The 13,954-nt window shown below is 67.6% G+C and carries 18 protein-coding genes; 16 read left to right on the forward strand and 2 right to left on the reverse strand.

Annotated elements, in window-relative coordinates; translation table 11 throughout:
• Positions 1 to 31 precede the first annotated feature (31 nt).
• The 13 genes from alr to BN3385_RS08230 all read left to right on the forward strand — a co-directional run bounded on the left by alr (position 32) and on the right by BN3385_RS08230 (position 10,057).
• Entirely contained in the window at positions 32 to 1,213 is a 1,182-nt protein-coding gene (gene alr / locus BN3385_RS08175; protein ID WP_059016045.1) for an alanine racemase, read from the forward strand.
• A 136-nt stretch (positions 1,214 to 1,349) separates the two neighbouring features.
• Positions 1,350 to 2,411, forward strand: coding sequence for an alpha/beta fold hydrolase (locus BN3385_RS08180; protein ID WP_059016494.1), 1,062 nt, complete (start codon positions 1,350 to 1,352; stop codon positions 2,409 to 2,411).
• A 7-nt stretch (positions 2,412 to 2,418) separates the two neighbouring features.
• Positions 2,419 to 2,877: a tRNA (adenosine(37)-N6)-threonylcarbamoyltransferase complex ATPase subunit type 1 TsaE gene (gene tsaE / locus BN3385_RS08185; protein WP_059016495.1), complete on the forward strand. Its 459-nt coding sequence runs from the start codon at positions 2,419 to 2,421 to the stop codon at positions 2,875 to 2,877.
• Positions 2,874 to 3,518: a tRNA (adenosine(37)-N6)-threonylcarbamoyltransferase complex dimerization subunit type 1 TsaB gene (gene tsaB, locus BN3385_RS08190; protein WP_059016496.1), complete on the forward strand. Its 645-nt coding sequence runs from the start codon at positions 2,874 to 2,876 to the stop codon at positions 3,516 to 3,518. The genes tsaE and tsaB overlap by 4 nt, the downstream gene beginning before the upstream one ends.
• 56 nt (positions 3,519 to 3,574) lie before the next feature.
• Positions 3,575 to 3,970: a ribosomal protein S18-alanine N-acetyltransferase gene (rimI, locus tag BN3385_RS08195; protein WP_231748706.1), complete on the forward strand. Its 396-nt coding sequence runs from the start codon at positions 3,575 to 3,577 to the stop codon at positions 3,968 to 3,970.
• Complete coding sequence (gene tsaD / locus BN3385_RS08200; RefSeq protein WP_059016047.1) at positions 3,967 to 5,031, forward strand: tRNA (adenosine(37)-N6)-threonylcarbamoyltransferase complex transferase subunit TsaD; 1,065 nt, start codon at positions 3,967 to 3,969, stop codon at positions 5,029 to 5,031. Before rimI ends, tsaD begins: the two co-directional genes overlap by 4 nt.
• A complete protein-coding gene (locus tag BN3385_RS08205; protein ID WP_059016048.1) occupies positions 5,028 to 5,495 on the forward strand; it encodes a nuclear transport factor 2 family protein in 468 nt (155 codons plus the stop codon). Before tsaD ends, BN3385_RS08205 begins: the two co-directional genes overlap by 4 nt.
• Positions 5,496 to 5,541: 46 nt before the next feature.
• The gene (locus tag BN3385_RS08210) at positions 5,542 to 6,546 is read left to right on the forward strand and encodes an alpha/beta fold hydrolase (protein WP_059016049.1); all 1,005 of its coding nucleotides are present in this window, start codon (positions 5,542 to 5,544) and stop codon (positions 6,544 to 6,546) included.
• A gap of 197 nt (positions 6,547 to 6,743) precedes the next feature.
• Positions 6,744 to 7,046, forward strand: coding sequence for a co-chaperone GroES (gene groES, locus BN3385_RS08215; protein WP_036346100.1), 303 nt, complete (start codon positions 6,744 to 6,746; stop codon positions 7,044 to 7,046).
• An 81-nt stretch (positions 7,047 to 7,127) separates the two neighbouring features.
• Positions 7,128 to 8,753, forward strand: coding sequence for a chaperonin GroEL (gene groL, locus BN3385_RS08220; RefSeq protein WP_059016050.1), 1,626 nt, complete (start codon positions 7,128 to 7,130; stop codon positions 8,751 to 8,753).
• Positions 8,754 to 9,039: 286 nt separating this feature from the next.
• The gene (locus BN3385_RS08225) at positions 9,040 to 9,201 is read left to right on the forward strand and encodes an excalibur calcium-binding domain-containing protein (protein WP_082690334.1); all 162 of its coding nucleotides are present in this window, start codon (positions 9,040 to 9,042) and stop codon (positions 9,199 to 9,201) included.
• A 55-nt stretch (positions 9,202 to 9,256) separates the two neighbouring features.
• Positions 9,257 to 9,355: a type II toxin-antitoxin system RelE family toxin gene (locus BN3385_RS29415; RefSeq protein WP_502688043.1), complete on the forward strand. Its 99-nt coding sequence runs from the start codon at positions 9,257 to 9,259 to the stop codon at positions 9,353 to 9,355.
• Positions 9,356 to 9,358: 3 nt separating this feature from the next.
• Positions 9,359 to 10,057, forward strand: coding sequence for a VldE C-terminal domain-containing protein (locus BN3385_RS08230; RefSeq protein ID WP_156432636.1), 699 nt, complete (start codon positions 9,359 to 9,361; stop codon positions 10,055 to 10,057).
• 17 nt (positions 10,058 to 10,074) lie between these two features.
• Here the strand turns inward: BN3385_RS08230 and BN3385_RS08235 are convergent, their stop codons facing one another.
• Positions 10,075 to 10,314 carry a hypothetical protein gene (locus tag BN3385_RS08235; RefSeq protein ID WP_156432637.1) on the reverse strand — a complete coding sequence of 80 codons (240 nt, stop codon included), beginning with the start codon at positions 10,312 to 10,314 and terminating at the stop codon, positions 10,075 to 10,077.
• Positions 10,315 to 10,393: 79 nt separating this feature from the next.
• On the opposite strand from BN3385_RS08235, the gene BN3385_RS08240 reads away from it, so the two are divergent.
• Positions 10,394 to 11,251: a DUF4349 domain-containing protein gene (locus tag BN3385_RS08240; RefSeq protein WP_082690335.1), complete on the forward strand. Its 858-nt coding sequence runs from the start codon at positions 10,394 to 10,396 to the stop codon at positions 11,249 to 11,251.
• Complete coding sequence (locus tag BN3385_RS08245; RefSeq protein ID WP_059016053.1) at positions 11,248 to 12,027, forward strand: enoyl-CoA hydratase; 780 nt, start codon at positions 11,248 to 11,250, stop codon at positions 12,025 to 12,027. The genes BN3385_RS08240 and BN3385_RS08245 overlap by 4 nt, the downstream gene beginning before the upstream one ends.
• Positions 12,028 to 12,112: 85 nt before the next feature.
• On the opposite strand, the gene BN3385_RS08250 is transcribed toward BN3385_RS08245, so the two are convergent.
• Positions 12,113 to 12,760, reverse strand: coding sequence for a TetR/AcrR family transcriptional regulator (locus BN3385_RS08250; protein ID WP_059016054.1), 648 nt, complete (start codon positions 12,758 to 12,760; stop codon positions 12,113 to 12,115).
• Positions 12,761 to 12,803: 43 nt separating this feature from the next.
• On the opposite strand from BN3385_RS08250, the gene BN3385_RS08255 reads away from it, so the two are divergent.
• Positions 12,804 to 13,952, forward strand: a complete 1,149-nt coding sequence (locus BN3385_RS08255; RefSeq protein ID WP_059016055.1) for a sulfotransferase family protein — start codon at positions 12,804 to 12,806, stop codon at positions 13,950 to 13,952.
• Positions 13,953 to 13,954: the final 2 nt, after the last annotated feature.

A 13,954-nucleotide genomic window follows, 5' to 3' on the forward strand; every position in this document is an offset into this window, starting at 1 on the left:
TTCTGGGACAATTGTCGGCAGTGAGGAGCCTATGCACACGACTTCGTTGAGCCCGTCGACGCCCGCAGCGGTCTCCGGCCCCGGTGCCGAGGCGCTCGTCGACCTCGGGGCGATCGCCGACAACGTGCGGGTTCTGCGCGAGCACGCAGGATCTGCCGAGGTCATGGCTGTCGTCAAGGCCGACGCCTATGGGCACGGCGCTCCCCAGGTGGCCCGCGCCGCCGTGGCCGCGGGTGCGGCCGAACTCGGCGTCGCCACGATCGACGAGGCGCTGGCCCTGCGTGCCGCCGGAATCACCGCGCCGGTGCTGGCGTGGCTGCATCCGCCCGGCACCGATTTCGCACCGGCCCTCAGCGCCGACGTCCAGGTCGCGGTGTCCTCCTCCCGGCAGGTCGCCGAGGTGCTGACCGCCGCCGAACTCACCGGCCGCACCGCCGAGGTCACCATCAAGCTCGACACCGGTCTCAATCGCAACGGCGTGAGCGCCGCCGACTACCCCGACGTGCTGACGGCGCTGCTGCAGGCGACCGCGTCCGGGGCGATCAGGGTGCGCGGCATGATGTCGCACCTGGCCAGCGGCGACGCCCCGGACGATCCACTCAACGATCTTCAGGCACAACGCTTTTCTGAGATGCTCGCCGAGGCGCGACGGCGCGGGGTGGACTTCGAGGTGGCACACCTGTCGAACTCACCATCGGCGATGACGCGGCCCGACCTGGGCTTCGACATGGTCCGGCCCGGTATCGCGGTCTACGGCCTGAGCCCGATCCCGGAGCTCGGTGATCTGGGGCTGCGCCCGGCAATGACACTGAAATGCACAGTGGCGATGGTGAAATCGGTCAAGGCCGGCGAGGGCGTGTCCTACGGGCACACCTGGATCGCCGACGAGGACACCACGTTGGCACTGCTGCCGATCGGCTACGCCGACGGCGTCTACCGCACTCTCAGCGGGCGAATCGACGCGCTGATCAACGGCCGGCTGCGCCGCAACGTCGGCCGCATCTGCATGGACCAGCTGGTGGTGAATCTCGGACCCGGCCAGCCGGATGTGGCCGAAGGAGACGAGGCGATCCTGTTCGGTTCCGGAGCATCTGGTGAGCCGACCGCGCAGGACTGGGCCGACCTTCTGGGCACCATCCACTACGAGGTGGTCACCAGCCCCCGCGGGCGGGTGGTCCGCACCTACCGGGAGGTCGACGCCGGTGGCCGCTGATCGCGACGACACGGCGAAGCCCAAGCGGGCCAAGGGCATCGACGAGCGCCTGGCTCGCCGCGCGGAAAAGACTGCCGAACGCCTGGCTCGTAAGGCCGACAACCCCGGGCTCGGTGGGGGTCGCAAGGCCGGCCTGATGGCCGGGGTCGCCGGGCTCAGCGCCGTCGGAACCGCGGCAGGGGTCTCGGCCGCGCGCGCCTTCCGCCATCGCAAATTCATCCAGGACGCCTATGCCGGTGAGGATTTCGCACTGCTGGATGCTGACCGCGGCTGCGTGGTCACCACCGATGACGGAATCCCCCTCGTCGTCCGCGAAGTCGGTCCGATCACCGCGCCGCTGACCGTGGTCTTCGCCCACGGCTTCTGCCTGCGAATGGGATCGTTCCATTTCCAGCGCGCAGCGCTCGCGGAACGGTGGGGCCAGCAGGTGCGGATGGTGTTCTACGACCAGCGCGGCCACGGCCAGTCCGGCGCCGCGCCCGTCGACACCTACACCGTGACCCAGTTGGGTCAGGACCTGGAAACCATTCTGCAGGTGATGGTTCCGCGGGGCCCCGTCGTCCTGGTCGGCCACTCGATGGGCGGGATGACGGTGCTATCCCACGCCCGGCAGTTCCCGCAGCACTACGGGTCACGCATCGTCGGCGCAGCGTTGATCTCCTCGGCCGCCGAAGGTCTGCCGCGCTCACCGATAGGCGAGATCCTGCAGAACCCGGCGCTGGAGGCGGTGCGCTTCGCGGCCCGGTACGCCCCCCAACTGGTGCACCGCACCCGCGGGGCGGCACGCTCGGTGCTGCGTCCGATCCTGCGCACCGCCTCGTTCGGCGACGACTCGATGAGCCCCAGCGTTGTGGCGTTCTCCGAGAGCATGATTCACGACACTCCCATCGCCACGCTCGTGGAGTTCCTGCACGCACTCGAGGTGCACGACGAGAGCGCGGCGCTACCGGTACTGGCCCGCATCCCGACCATGATCGCCTGCGGCGACCACGACGTGCTGACCCCGGTCAAGCACTCCGAGGAGATGGCCGCGGTGCTACCCGACACCGAGCTGGTGATCGTGCCCGGTGCCGGTCATCTGGTGCAGCTGGAAGACCCCGACATCATCAACGATGCACTGGTGCGCCTCGTCGAACGGGCCACCCCGTCCAAGCTCGTGGCCTTCGCCCGCCGATTGAAGGATCGCGCCCGTGGCTGACACCCGGATGGACAGCGGCGCCGCCGAACTGCCGACCCTGGAAGACACCATCTCCTTGGGCATCCGGCTGGGCGAAGAGCTGCGCGCCGGTGACGTGGTGGTGCTGTCCGGTCCGCTCGGGGCGGGAAAGACCGCTCTGGCCAAGGGGATTGCGATCGGTATGGACGTCGACGGCCCGGTGACGTCACCGACGTTCGTGCTGGCTCGGGTGCACCGGCCCCGCCAGCACGGTGACCCCGCGATGATTCACGTCGACATCTACCGCCTACTCGACGACGACCGCGCCGACCTGCTGGCCGAGTTGGACTCGCTGGACCTCGACACCGATCTCGAGGACGCCGTCGTCGTCGTCGAATGGGGTGAGGGGCTGGCCGAGCGCTTGTCCGACAATCACCTGGACGTCACGCTGGCACGCCGCCCCGACAGCGAAATCCGCACTGCGACATGGCAATGGAACCGCCGATGACCCGCACTCTCCTGACCCTCGACACCGCGACCCCGGCGGTCACCGCGGCCGTGGTGTCCCGCGACGACACCGGCGTTGCCACGCTGCTGGCCGAACGGATCACCCTCGACGCCCGGGCACACGCCGAGATGCTGACGCCGAATGTGGTGTCCGCGTTGGCTGATGCGGATCTGAGCATGGCCGACCTCGACGGGGTGGTCGTCGGGTGCGGTCCCGGCCCGTTCACCGGCTTACGGGTCGGGATGGCCACGGCCGCGGCCTACGGCCATGCTCTCGGCGTCCCGGTGTACGGGGTGTGCAGCCTGGACGCGATCGGTGTGCTGACCACCGGCGAGGTGCTGGTGGTGACCGATGCCCGCCGCCGCGAGGTGTACTGGGCGCGCTACCGCGACGGCATCCGCGTCGACGGCCCAGCCGTCGCGGCGCCCGCCGACGTGCCGGTTGACGGGGTACGGGCAGTAGCCGGCTCTCCCGATCATGTGGGCTTGTTCGGCCTGCCCACCCTCGACATCGCCTACCCGACGCCGGTGGGACTCGTTACCGCCGTGCCGGACTGGGCCGCCGAGCCGGAGCCGTTGGTGCCGCTGTATCTGCGCCGGCCGGACGCCAAGACCCTCGCCGAGCGAGGCGTGCTGCGGTGAACATCATCTACGGTCCGCTCCAGGTCACCGACGCGGCGCGGTGTGCGGAGCTGGAGATGCAACTCTTCGAGGGTGACGATCCGTGGCCGGAGTTTTCCTTCGTCCGTGAGTTGGGCGCCCGGCACAACCGCTATGTCGCCGCCCGGGTGGAAGACAAACTCGTCGGCTACGCCGGGATCTCCCGGCTGGGCCGCACCCCGCCGTTCGAGTATGAGATCCACACCATCGGCGTCGATCCGGCGTACCAGGGCAGAGGGATCGGGCGGCGGATGATGAACGATCTGCTCGACGGAATCGATCCCGGCTCGGTGGTCTATCTGGAAGTGCGCACCGACAACGTGCCGGCCATCGCCCTGTACGAAAGCCTCGGCTTCGAGAAAATGGGTGTGCGTAAGCGCTACTACCAGGCCAGCGGCGCCGACGCCTACACGATGCGACGGGACGCGGAATGACAACTAACCCCGAGTCGCTGCGCTCCTGCCCGCCGGCGACGACCATCCTCGCCATCGAAAGCTCCTGCGACGAAACAGGAGTCGGTATCGCACGACTGGACGGTGACGGCACGGTCGCGTTGCTGGCCGACGAGGTGGCCTCCAGCGTTGACGAACACGCCCGCTACGGCGGCGTGGTGCCCGAAATCGCCTCGCGCGCACACCTGGAGGCGCTCGGGCCGACCATGCGCCGCGCACTGGCCGCCGCCGAGATCGACAAGCCCGACATCGTGGCGGCCACCATCGGCCCCGGACTGGCCGGGGCGCTGCTGGTCGGGGTGGCCGCCGCCAAGGCCTACGCCGCGGCATGGGGTGTGCCGTTCTACGCCGTCAACCACCTCGGCGGGCACCTGGCCGCCGACGTCTACGACCACGGTCCGCTACCGGAGAGCGTGGGTCTGCTGGTCTCCGGCGGCCATACCCATCTGCTGCACGTGCGCTCGCTCGGTGAGCCGATCATCGAACTCGGCAGCACCGTCGACGACGCGGCGGGGGAGGCCTACGACAAGGTGGCGCGGCTGCTCGGCCTGGGCTACCCCGGCGGCAAGGTGCTCGACGACCTGGCCCGCACCGGCAACCCGGAGGCCATCGTTTTCCCGCGCGGGATGACCGGCCCCCGGGACGAGCGCTTCGCGTTCAGTTTCTCCGGCCTCAAGACCGCGGTGGCCCGCTATGTGGAGAGCCACCCCGACTACGACGCCGCCGACGTGGCCGCCGGTTTCCAGGAGGCCGTAGCCGACGTCCTGACCGCCAAGGCCGTGCGGGCTGCGACCGAACTCGGAGTGTCCACCCTGCTGATCGCGGGCGGGGTCGCCGCCAATTCCCGGCTGCGCGAGCTCGCCGAAGAGCGTTGCGCTGCAGCCGGTTTGACGTTACGCATCCCGCGGCCGCGGTTGTGTACCGACAATGGGGCCATGATCGCCTCCTTCGCCGCCCATCTGATTGCCGCGGGCGCATCGCCATCTGCGCTTGATGCTCGAAGTGACCCGGGTCTGCCGGTGATCGCGGGGCAGGTGGTATGAGCACGACGGCTGACAAGCTCGAGATCACCGAACTGCTCTACCGCTACGCCGAACTCATCGACTCCGGCGACTTCGACGGTGTCGGCGAGCTGCTGGGCCGGGCGGCCTTCGGTGGCCCCAACACCCCGAGCGTCTCGGGGGCACAGAACATCGCCGGGCTGTTCGGCATGACCACCCGTCGCTTCACCGACACCGGTACTCCGAAGACCCGTCACCTCGTCCTCAACGCGATCGTCGACCTCGACAGCGACACCGCCGCGGCCCGTTCGACCTTCCTGGTGGTGCAGGCCACCGACACGGTGCGATTCCAGCCGATCGTGGCCGGCCGCTACTACGACACGTTCGCCCGCGACGAGACCGGCTGGTACTTCACCGAACGCATCGCTGACGTCGAGATGATCGGCGACGTGTCTGATCACCTGCTCATCGACCCCCGCGCGTTCGACAAGCCGGGCGAAGGATGAGCCCGGTGAGGAGATGCGCCATCGGGCCTGAGCGGTTCGACCGGTGATGCACTACGAACTGCGGTTACGTCCGGCGCAACCGGCTACCCCCGCGCCCGATGCGTTCACCATCCACCGCGCCGAGGTGCCCCCGAGCCCGGGGCGCGACGGGCTGTCGCTGGCCTTCATCCACGAGGGTCAGGGCGGCTACCCGCTGCTGCTCCTGCACGGCTATCCCGAGACCAAACGAATCTGGTGGCGCAATATCGCCGCACTGGCCGAGGCCGGCTATGAGGTGATCGCGCCGGATCTGCGCGGCCATGGCGACTCCGACCTGTCAGCTGACGACGTCTACGACATCGCCGCCTACAGCCGCGACGTCTACCACCTCGTGCACGACGTGCTCGGCCACTCGCACTGCGGTGTAGTGGGCGGTGACGTCGGCGGCGTCGTTGCGATCGACCTGATCCACCGGTTCGAGGGGTTCGTCGACAAGCTGGTGTTCTTCGACTCCGTGCCGCCGCTGGTTTTCGAGGACTACGTGGCCGCGGGACTGGACCCGGCGGCGGTGCTGCGCGACGGGCCGACCGGTGATTACCGCCGCCTGCAGGGGGAGACCCCGGACGCCCTGGCCGCCGAGCTCGATACCCCGGCCAAACGGCGCCGCTTCATCGGCGGCATGTACGGCCACCGGCTGTGGGCCTCGCCCGGCACGTTCGACGACGCCGACGTCGACTTCATGACCGAACCATTCGCCACCGAGGAGCGGCTGCGTGCCGGCTGGGCGGTCTACCAGCTGGCCTACGGCAGGGCGGTCAGCGAGGCCCCCATCATGGACCGCAAGGTCGATACCCCGACCCTGCTTCTCTACGGAATGGACGATCAGGTCGTCGGCCCCGAGTTCGTGCACGCCTGCGAGGTGGCCTTCACCAACCGCACCGGTCCGGTGGTGCTGCCGGGGGCCGGGCATTTCCTGCAGTGGGAGCGGGCCGACCTGGTCAATGCGCTGGTCATCGCCTTCTTCGGTGACTTGCGCGTGGCTCACGAACAGTCAGCCGCCGCGACCGGCTAAGCCCTCGGCGAATCTGCAAAGGGTCACCCTTGAGTGCTAGCACTCGCATGTATAGAGTGCTAGGTGGCACGCGGCCAACCCCCTGCGCCGGCACCCGCGACGACGACGCGAAGGCTTGGACGTATGCCGAACACCTGGTTAAACCGACAGGTCCGGGGAAAAGCCCCGGGCCCGCACCCCTAACAGTGGAGGACTCCATCGTGGCCGTGAACATCAAGCCACTCGAGGACAAGATCCTCGTTCAGGCCAATGAGGCCGAGACGACCACCGCGTCGGGTCTGGTCATCCCGGACACCGCCAAGGAGAAGCCGCAGGAAGGCACCGTCGTCGCCGTCGGCCCCGGCCGCTGGGACGAGGATGGCGAGAAGCGCATCCCGCTGGACGTCGCCGAGGGCGACACCGTCATCTACAGCAAGTACGGCGGCACCGAGATCAAGTACAACGGCGAGGAGTACTTGATCCTGTCGGCCCGCGACGTGCTGGCGGTCGTCAACAAGTAGCAGCCGTGTACCGCCCCGGAAACCCCGCCTTCGTCGCTGGTGGTTTCCGGGGCGGAACGCGCTGACGCGAAGGCAGGACTTATGAGCAAGCAAATTGAGTTCAACGAAACCGCCCGCCGGGCCATGGAAGTCGGCGTCGACAAGCTCGCCGACGCGGTCAAGGTGACCCTGGGTCCGCGCGGTCGGCACGTGGTGCTGGCCAAGGCCTTCGGCGGGCCGACCGTCACCAACGACGGTGTGACCATCGCCCGTGAGATCGAGCTGGAAGACCCGTTCGAGAACCTGGGCGCGCAGCTGGTCAAGTCGGTGGCCACCAAGACCAACGACGTGGCCGGTGACGGCACCACCACCGCGACCGTGCTGGCGCAGGCCATCATCAAGCACGGCCTGCGCAACGTGGCCGCCGGTGCCAACCCCATCGCGCTGGGATCGGGTATCGGCCGTGCGGCCGACGCGGTCTCCGAGGCGCTGCTGGCCGCGGCCACTCCGGTGGCCGGCAAGACCGGTATCGCTCAGATCGCCACCGTTTCCTCGCGTGACGAGGAAGTCGGCGAACTGGTCGGCGAGGCGATGACCAAGGTCGGCGGCGACGGTGTGGTCAGCGTCGAGGAGTCCTCGACCCTGAACACCGAGCTGGAGGTCACCGACGGCGTCGGCTTCGACAAGGGCTTCATCTCGGCCTACTTCGTCACCGACTTCGACTCCCAGGAAGCCGTCCTGGAAGACGCGCTGGTGCTGCTGCACCGCGACAAGATCAGCTCGCTGCCCGACCTGCTGCCGCTGCTGGAGAAGGTGGCCCAGGCCGGTAAGCCGCTGCTGATCGTGGCCGAGGACGTCGAGGGCGAGGCGCTGAGCACCCTGGTGGTCAACGCAATTCGCAAGACGCTCAAGGCTGTTGCGGTCAAGGCGCCCTTCTTCGGCGATCGCCGCAAGGCGTTCCTGGAGGACCTGGCGATCGTCACCGGCGGCCAGGTGGTGAACCCCGACGTGGGTCTGCTGCTGCGGGAGGCCGGCCTGGAGGTGCTGGGCTCGGCACGGCGTGTGGTGGTCAGCAAGGACGACACCGTGATCGTCGACGGTGGCGGCACGGCTGAGGCCATCGACAACCGGGTCAAGCAGCTCAAGAGCGAGATCGAGGCCTCGGAGTCCGACTGGGACCGCGAGAAGCTGCAGGAGCGGCTGGCCAAGCTGGCCGGCGGCGTTGCGGTGATCAAGGTCGGTGCAGCCACCGAGACCGCGCTCAAGGAGCGCAAGCACCGTGTCGAGGACGCGGTGGCGGCGGCCAAGGCCGCGGTCGAGGAGGGCATCGTCGCCGGCGGCGGCAGCGCCCTCGTGCAGGCCGGCAAGGCTCTGGACTCGCTGCGGGCGTCGGTGTCCGGTGACGAGGCACTCGGTGTCGAGGTCTTCGCCTCGGCGCTGTCGGCCCCGCTGTTCTGGATCGCCACCAACGCCGGGCTGGATGGGGCCGTCGTGGTCAGCAAGGTCTCCGAGCTGCCTGCCGGCCACGGCTTCAACGCCGCGACGCTGAGCTACGGCGACCTGATCGCCGACGGTGTGATCGACCCGGTGAAGGTGACCCGCTCCGCGGTGCTCAACGCCGCGTCGGTGGCCCGCATGGTGCTCACCACCGAGACTGCTGTCGTGGACAAGCCGGTCGAGGTCGACGAGCACGCCGGTCACGGCCATCACCACGGCCACGCGCACTAAGTAGTAGCGCAGCCTCGACTGTGGGGCTTATGTACGCGATCTCGACGATCTGCGTGCATAAGCCCCACACTCGTCTCTAGACCCCTGCGCCAGTGTGCGGTTTCATCCGCGACACGCCGCCGGCCGCGTATGGCGATTCACACTCGACGCCCGCCCCAATTTCCGACTTTTGGTCTGAATACGGGTGACCTCCAATATCGTCATATTGTCCAGTCGGTCTTGTGTATGACGGGGAGTAGTTGTGTATCGAGTTGTCGGGGTTCTCGTAGCGTCCACGTTCGGCGCCATGGCGATCGGTATCGCCGCGCCGGCCAGTGCTGAGCCCAGCATGCCGTTCAAGAACTGCACGCAAGCCAAGGCGGCGGGCTACTGCGACATCCCCTCCGACAGCCCGATCTACACCCCGCCTCAGGACCGCGACGGCGACGGCCTCGCCTGCGAGTGCTGACGAGCAGCGGTTTACCCGCGCCAAGAAACTCGTTGGCAGCCAGAATGATTGGCGGGTGCGCCTCGGGCAGTGCCGCGTGGTCTACTCCGTCGACGACGATGCCGATTCGGTGACCGTCTTCGTCGTCGCCAAGCGCAGCGACGCGTATCGCTGAAGGGTGCTCGGGCACACGCGCCGCAGCAGTAAGCTGCTGCCCGTGGCGAAAGTCTTGGGTGGCAACGCGGGTCGCTGGCTGGCGGCCGGGCTGTCCGTCGTCGTCTCCGCCGCCATGTTCTACGCCCAGAGCCATGAGACCTCGCACCACGCCGCCACCCCGGCCGCTTCGCCGACATCTGCCCCGGCCGCACCGCCGCCCAACATGGCCACCCCCGCCGAAGCTGAGCTGCTCGCCGCCAGCGCCCCCGTCGCCGATGCCGCCAGCTTTCAGTTCGCTTTGCCACCTGGTGATGTCGACGAACACAATCTCCAGATCCACACCATCTGGGTGGCCCGCGCCATCAGCGTGATGTTCCTGGAGATCAACACCATGTACGGCTACCGCCAGGATCCGCTGAAGTGGCATCCCAACGGTCTGGCCGTCGACGTCATGATCCCGAACTACCACACCAAAGAGGGCATCGAACTGGGCAACCAGATCGCCGGCTACGCCCTGGCCAACGCCAAACGCTGGGGCGTCCTGCACGTCATCTGGCGGCAGGGCTACTACCCGGGCATCGGTGCGCCGAGTTGGACCGCCGACTACGGCAACGAGACCGCCAACCACTACGACCACGTGCACATCGCCACCGATGGCGGCGGATACCCGAGCGGCCAGGAGACCTACTACCTGGGCTCCATGCAAACGGCTCCGGCCTGATCCCGCGAAGGGCGCGCCTAGATCGTGCTGCGGAGATAGTCCCAGAGCTGCTTGCGGCCGTTCTGATCTTTGGTCAGGTGCTGGAGGTGGCTCAGCTGCGCCTCGTCGGTGTCACCGCCGGGATCGACCTTGCTGGGTACCGGGCGGTGATGACGGTCGCCGACGGGTTTGGCCGCGGCCACCCCGGCGCCGAGCCCGATGGTCAACGCGGCGCTCACCGCGCACGCAGCCGCCCCAACCGCGAGTGAACGCATCATTGGCGAAAGCTCCCTCCCGAACTGATCGGCAGAATTCTAACGTCCACGTCAGTCCGCGCTGCCCGCTACATTCGGCTAGATGGACCGGACCTCGCCCATCCTGCGGATCGGAACGTGGCTGCTGGCCGCGCTGGCAACGCTGGTGGTGCTCACCGGCTGTACCGGTGGGCCGGTCCGGCCGCCCGAGATTCCCGCCGGCCCTCCCGCTGATGCCGTGCAGGCGCCGGTGCCGGAGGGCGGACCGAAGGCTCCGCCGACCCCCGTCCAGCGCGACGTCGTCAAGACGGCGTCCATGACCATGCGGGTAACCAATCCCGGCGAAGCCGCCGACAAGGCCACCGCGACCGTCGACGCCGTCCAGGGTCGCGTCGACAGGCGTTCCGAAGATGCCGGGTCGGGAACCGGCAGGGCTCAGACGATTCTGGTGCTGCGAGTTCCGGCGGCCAAGCTCGACGAGGTCATCGCAGACCTCAAGTCGCTCGGGACCGTCGAGAGCGTCGAAGTCACCACCGACGACGTCACCGCGCAGCGCGCCGATCTGGACGCCCGGATCAAGGCGCTGCAGACCTCGGTCGACCGGCTGCTGGCGATCATGCGCGACGCCAAAGACCCCGACGCCCTCATCAAAGCTGAAGGCGCACTCTCCGAACGGCAGGCCGAGCTCGACAGCCTGCGGGCCCAGCGCGAAGCGCTCGGCGACCAGATCGCCTACAGCACACTGAATGTCACGTTCATCGCCCAGACCATCGGTGGGCCGGCGCCGGACAAGTATCAGGGTTTCTTCGGTCAGGTCCACCGGGGTTGGGACGCCTTGGTCTCGCTGGCCGGCGACTCGATTCTGCTCTTCGGTCTGCTGCTGCCCTGGCTAGGCGTGCTCGCGGTCGCCGGCGGAGTCACCTATGGCATCGTCCGACTGGTGAAGAGCCGACGGTCGTGACCGACGAACCGCTGGTCTGCCATGAGCGTGACGACCGCGGCGTGGTGACGCTGACGCTGAACCGTCCGCAGTCGTTCAACGCGCTGTCCGAGGCGATGCTTGCCGCGCTGGCTGAGCGGCTCGCGCCGCTCGCCACCGACGAGACCGTGCGCGCCGTGATCCTGGCCGCCGCCGGAAAAGCGTTCTGCGCCGGACACGACCTCAAGGAGATGCGCGCCGAGCCGTCGTTGGATTACTACGAGCAGCTGTTCGCGGACTGCACGGAGGTCATGCTCGCGATCCAGCGCCTGCCGGTGCCGGTGATCGCCCGGGTGCACGGCATCGCGACCGCCGCCGGTTGCCAGCTGGTGGCGATGTGCGATCTGGCGGTAGCCAGCCGTGCTGCCCGGTTTGCGGTCAGCGGGATCAACGTCGGGCTGTTCTGCTCCACACCCGGAGTTGCGTTGTCGCGCAATGTCCCTCGTAAAGCCGCGTTCGAGATGCTGGTGACCGGTGATTTCGTCGACGCCGAGCAGGCCAGAGAACTCGGGCTGGTCAATCGGGTGGCCGACCCCGAGGCGCTCGATGACGACATTGGCGCGCTGGTGTCACGCATCGTGGCCAAACCTCGTGCAGCCCTCGCGGTGGGCAAGGCGTTGTTCTACCGCCAGATCGAAACCGGCATCGCCGCCGCGTATGACGACGCCGGTGCGACGATGGCCGCCAACATGATGGACCCCTGCGCACTGGAGGGTGTGCAGGCCTTCATTGAGAAGCGCCCACCGAGATGGCCGTAAACTCCTCCACCACAGTAAATTCGGCGTTCGGCGGCCATGAGGTGTCGGTGCTGAACCCGGCCGGCTCTCGGGGCGGCTTGTCCAGTCATGTGCCAGATTCGAATCGTGAGAGCCCGGCCTTGGGTGCGTCGTCGGACTGAATAGCCGCGACGACTTTGTCGATCAACCAGGTCAGCGAGTCCGATGCCTCGGCAGCGGACAAGCGCCAGGCGCCAACAAGTCGCTCGTAGCTGGGAAGATTCCACAGCACGTCGAGCAGGCCGGCGACCGTACGTACTTGCCCCGGGGTCCAGTGGGGCGCAGCTGAGGCCACTGCGCGCTGTAGGGCCTGGCGGCGACGCTCGTCGGCGCCGACGAAAACGGGATCCGATGGTGTGCGAACGGACTCGTCAATGGTGAATCGTTGCAGTGAGGCAAAGAATCGGGCAGTGGTGTCGGTCAGGTTCGTCAGATCGACGTCGTCGTAGGAGATATCGGCTTCGTCCTCGAGCCGGCGCATCACCGCGTCGTGCAATTCGCGTTCGGTGGGGAAGTGTCGATAGACGGTGCGTTCACCGACACCGGCACGCTCGGCGACAGCGCGGAAGGTGAGATCGCGCCAGTCCCATGTCCGGTACTCGTGCACGAGTTCGCTCCCCGCGGCGATGATCCGGTCGCGTGTGTGCTCAGCCTGGCGGCGCCGAGCCGAGCTGTCGTATGGGCGGCGGGATTCGCCCCTTGACTGCTTACTCATATTGATGACAGTGTACTGTCTCGAATTGTCCGAAGGAGGTTGCGTGGCATCATCCGCCGAATTGTTGCGCGCCGCACGGGACAAAACAGGCCTCGATGACTTCGGCGACGATGCCTTTCGCGAAGGACTCGACATTCTCGTCAGCGCATTGGGCGCGGAGGCGCGACTCAACGCGCGGGGTGAGGCCTTCGTCTACCCGCGCATCGTCGGACATTTGCGTCAGCGGCTGCAGGTGGAGGACTGGTACCGCCGTCACCCCGAAATCGATGACGAACCCCTCGACGCGGTCCTGTTCGGGCTGGGGCTGCCTCGCACCGGATCCACGGCGTTGTCGTTCCTTCTGGCTCAGGATCCCGAGATTCGTTACCTCCGTAGCTGGGAAGCCGCGCAACCGTGTCCACCGCCGTCGACCGTCGCTGGTGATGACCCGCGCATTCCGCCCGGGGTGACCAAAGTGATGGCCGGCAGCCGCCACCACGTGCCCGCCGACCCCAACGGGCCGATGGAATGCCTCGACCTGATGGCGCTGGACTTCACCTCGCAGATCTTCCAGGCCTACGCGCAGATCCCCAGTTACTCGCAGTGGCTGGTCGAACAAGCCGATTTCACCTCCACTTACGTCTATCAGCGCCGGGTGCTCAAGCTGTTGCAGTGGGGGCAACCGCGTCGACCGTGGCGGCTGAAGTCGCCAGCCCATGTGCTGTCCCTGACATACCTTGCCCGGGTCTTCCCGGACGCCCGGTTTGTCATGACCCATCGTGATCCCACCGATGTTCTCGTCTCGGTAGCCGACGTCTACGCCGATATCGTCGGTGGCTTCACCGATCATGTGGATCGGCGCTACCTAGGGGAGCTCAACGCCTATCAGTGGTCGGTGGGAATGAATCGGGCGGTGGCCTTCCGAGACGAGGGGGCCGATGATCGGTTCTTCGACATCGACTTTCGCACGATGGCGCAGGACCCGATCGCAGAAGTGCGTGCGCTGTACGCATGGCTCGGACGCCCGGTCACTGATGAATTCGACGCTGGAATGCGCGCATGGTGGACGCACAACGCGCAAAACCGTGAACCACGCTCGGCGGCTGATCCGGACAGCTTCGGCCTGAATCCCGAGCTAATCCGGCCCCTTTTCGCCGACTATGCAGCCCACGCGCAGGCCTGGACCAGGCAGCGCGGCCGTCCAGAAGGGTGAAT

This window comes from Mycobacterium sp. M26 (assembly GCF_001494595.1).
In the GTDB taxonomy this organism is placed as follows: Bacteria; Actinomycetota; Actinomycetes; order Mycobacteriales; family Mycobacteriaceae; genus Mycobacterium.

What these genes read in the sequence shown, in the direction of transcription:
- alr (WP_059016045.1), top strand. Translation starts at nt 32, where the DNA reads ATGCACACGACTTCGTTGAGCCCGTCGACGCCCGCAGCGGTCTCCGGC.
- BN3385_RS08180 (WP_059016494.1), top strand. Translation starts at nt 1,350, where the DNA reads ATGGCCGGGGTCGCCGGGCTCAGCGCCGTCGGAACCGCGGCAGGGGTC.
- tsaE (WP_059016495.1), top strand. Translation starts at nt 2,419, where the DNA reads ATGGACAGCGGCGCCGCCGAACTGCCGACCCTGGAAGACACCATCTCC.
- tsaB (WP_059016496.1), top strand. Translation starts at nt 2,874, where the DNA reads ATGACCCGCACTCTCCTGACCCTCGACACCGCGACCCCGGCGGTCACC.
- rimI (WP_231748706.1), top strand. Translation starts at nt 3,575, where the DNA reads ATGCAACTCTTCGAGGGTGACGATCCGTGGCCGGAGTTTTCCTTCGTC.
- tsaD (WP_059016047.1), top strand. Translation starts at nt 3,967, where the DNA reads ATGACAACTAACCCCGAGTCGCTGCGCTCCTGCCCGCCGGCGACGACC.
- BN3385_RS08205 (WP_059016048.1), top strand. Translation starts at nt 5,028, where the DNA reads ATGAGCACGACGGCTGACAAGCTCGAGATCACCGAACTGCTCTACCGC.
- BN3385_RS08210 (WP_059016049.1), top strand. Translation starts at nt 5,542, where the DNA reads ATGCACTACGAACTGCGGTTACGTCCGGCGCAACCGGCTACCCCCGCG.
- groL (WP_059016050.1), top strand. Translation starts at nt 7,128, where the DNA reads ATGAGCAAGCAAATTGAGTTCAACGAAACCGCCCGCCGGGCCATGGAA.
- BN3385_RS08225 (WP_082690334.1), top strand. Translation starts at nt 9,040, where the DNA reads ATGGCGATCGGTATCGCCGCGCCGGCCAGTGCTGAGCCCAGCATGCCG.
- BN3385_RS08235 (WP_156432637.1), bottom strand. Translation starts at nt 10,314, where the DNA reads ATGATGCGTTCACTCGCGGTTGGGGCGGCTGCGTGCGCGGTGAGCGCC.
- BN3385_RS08240 (WP_082690335.1), top strand. Translation starts at nt 10,394, where the DNA reads ATGGACCGGACCTCGCCCATCCTGCGGATCGGAACGTGGCTGCTGGCC.
- BN3385_RS08250 (WP_059016054.1), bottom strand. Translation starts at nt 12,760, where the DNA reads ATGAGTAAGCAGTCAAGGGGCGAATCCCGCCGCCCATACGACAGCTCG.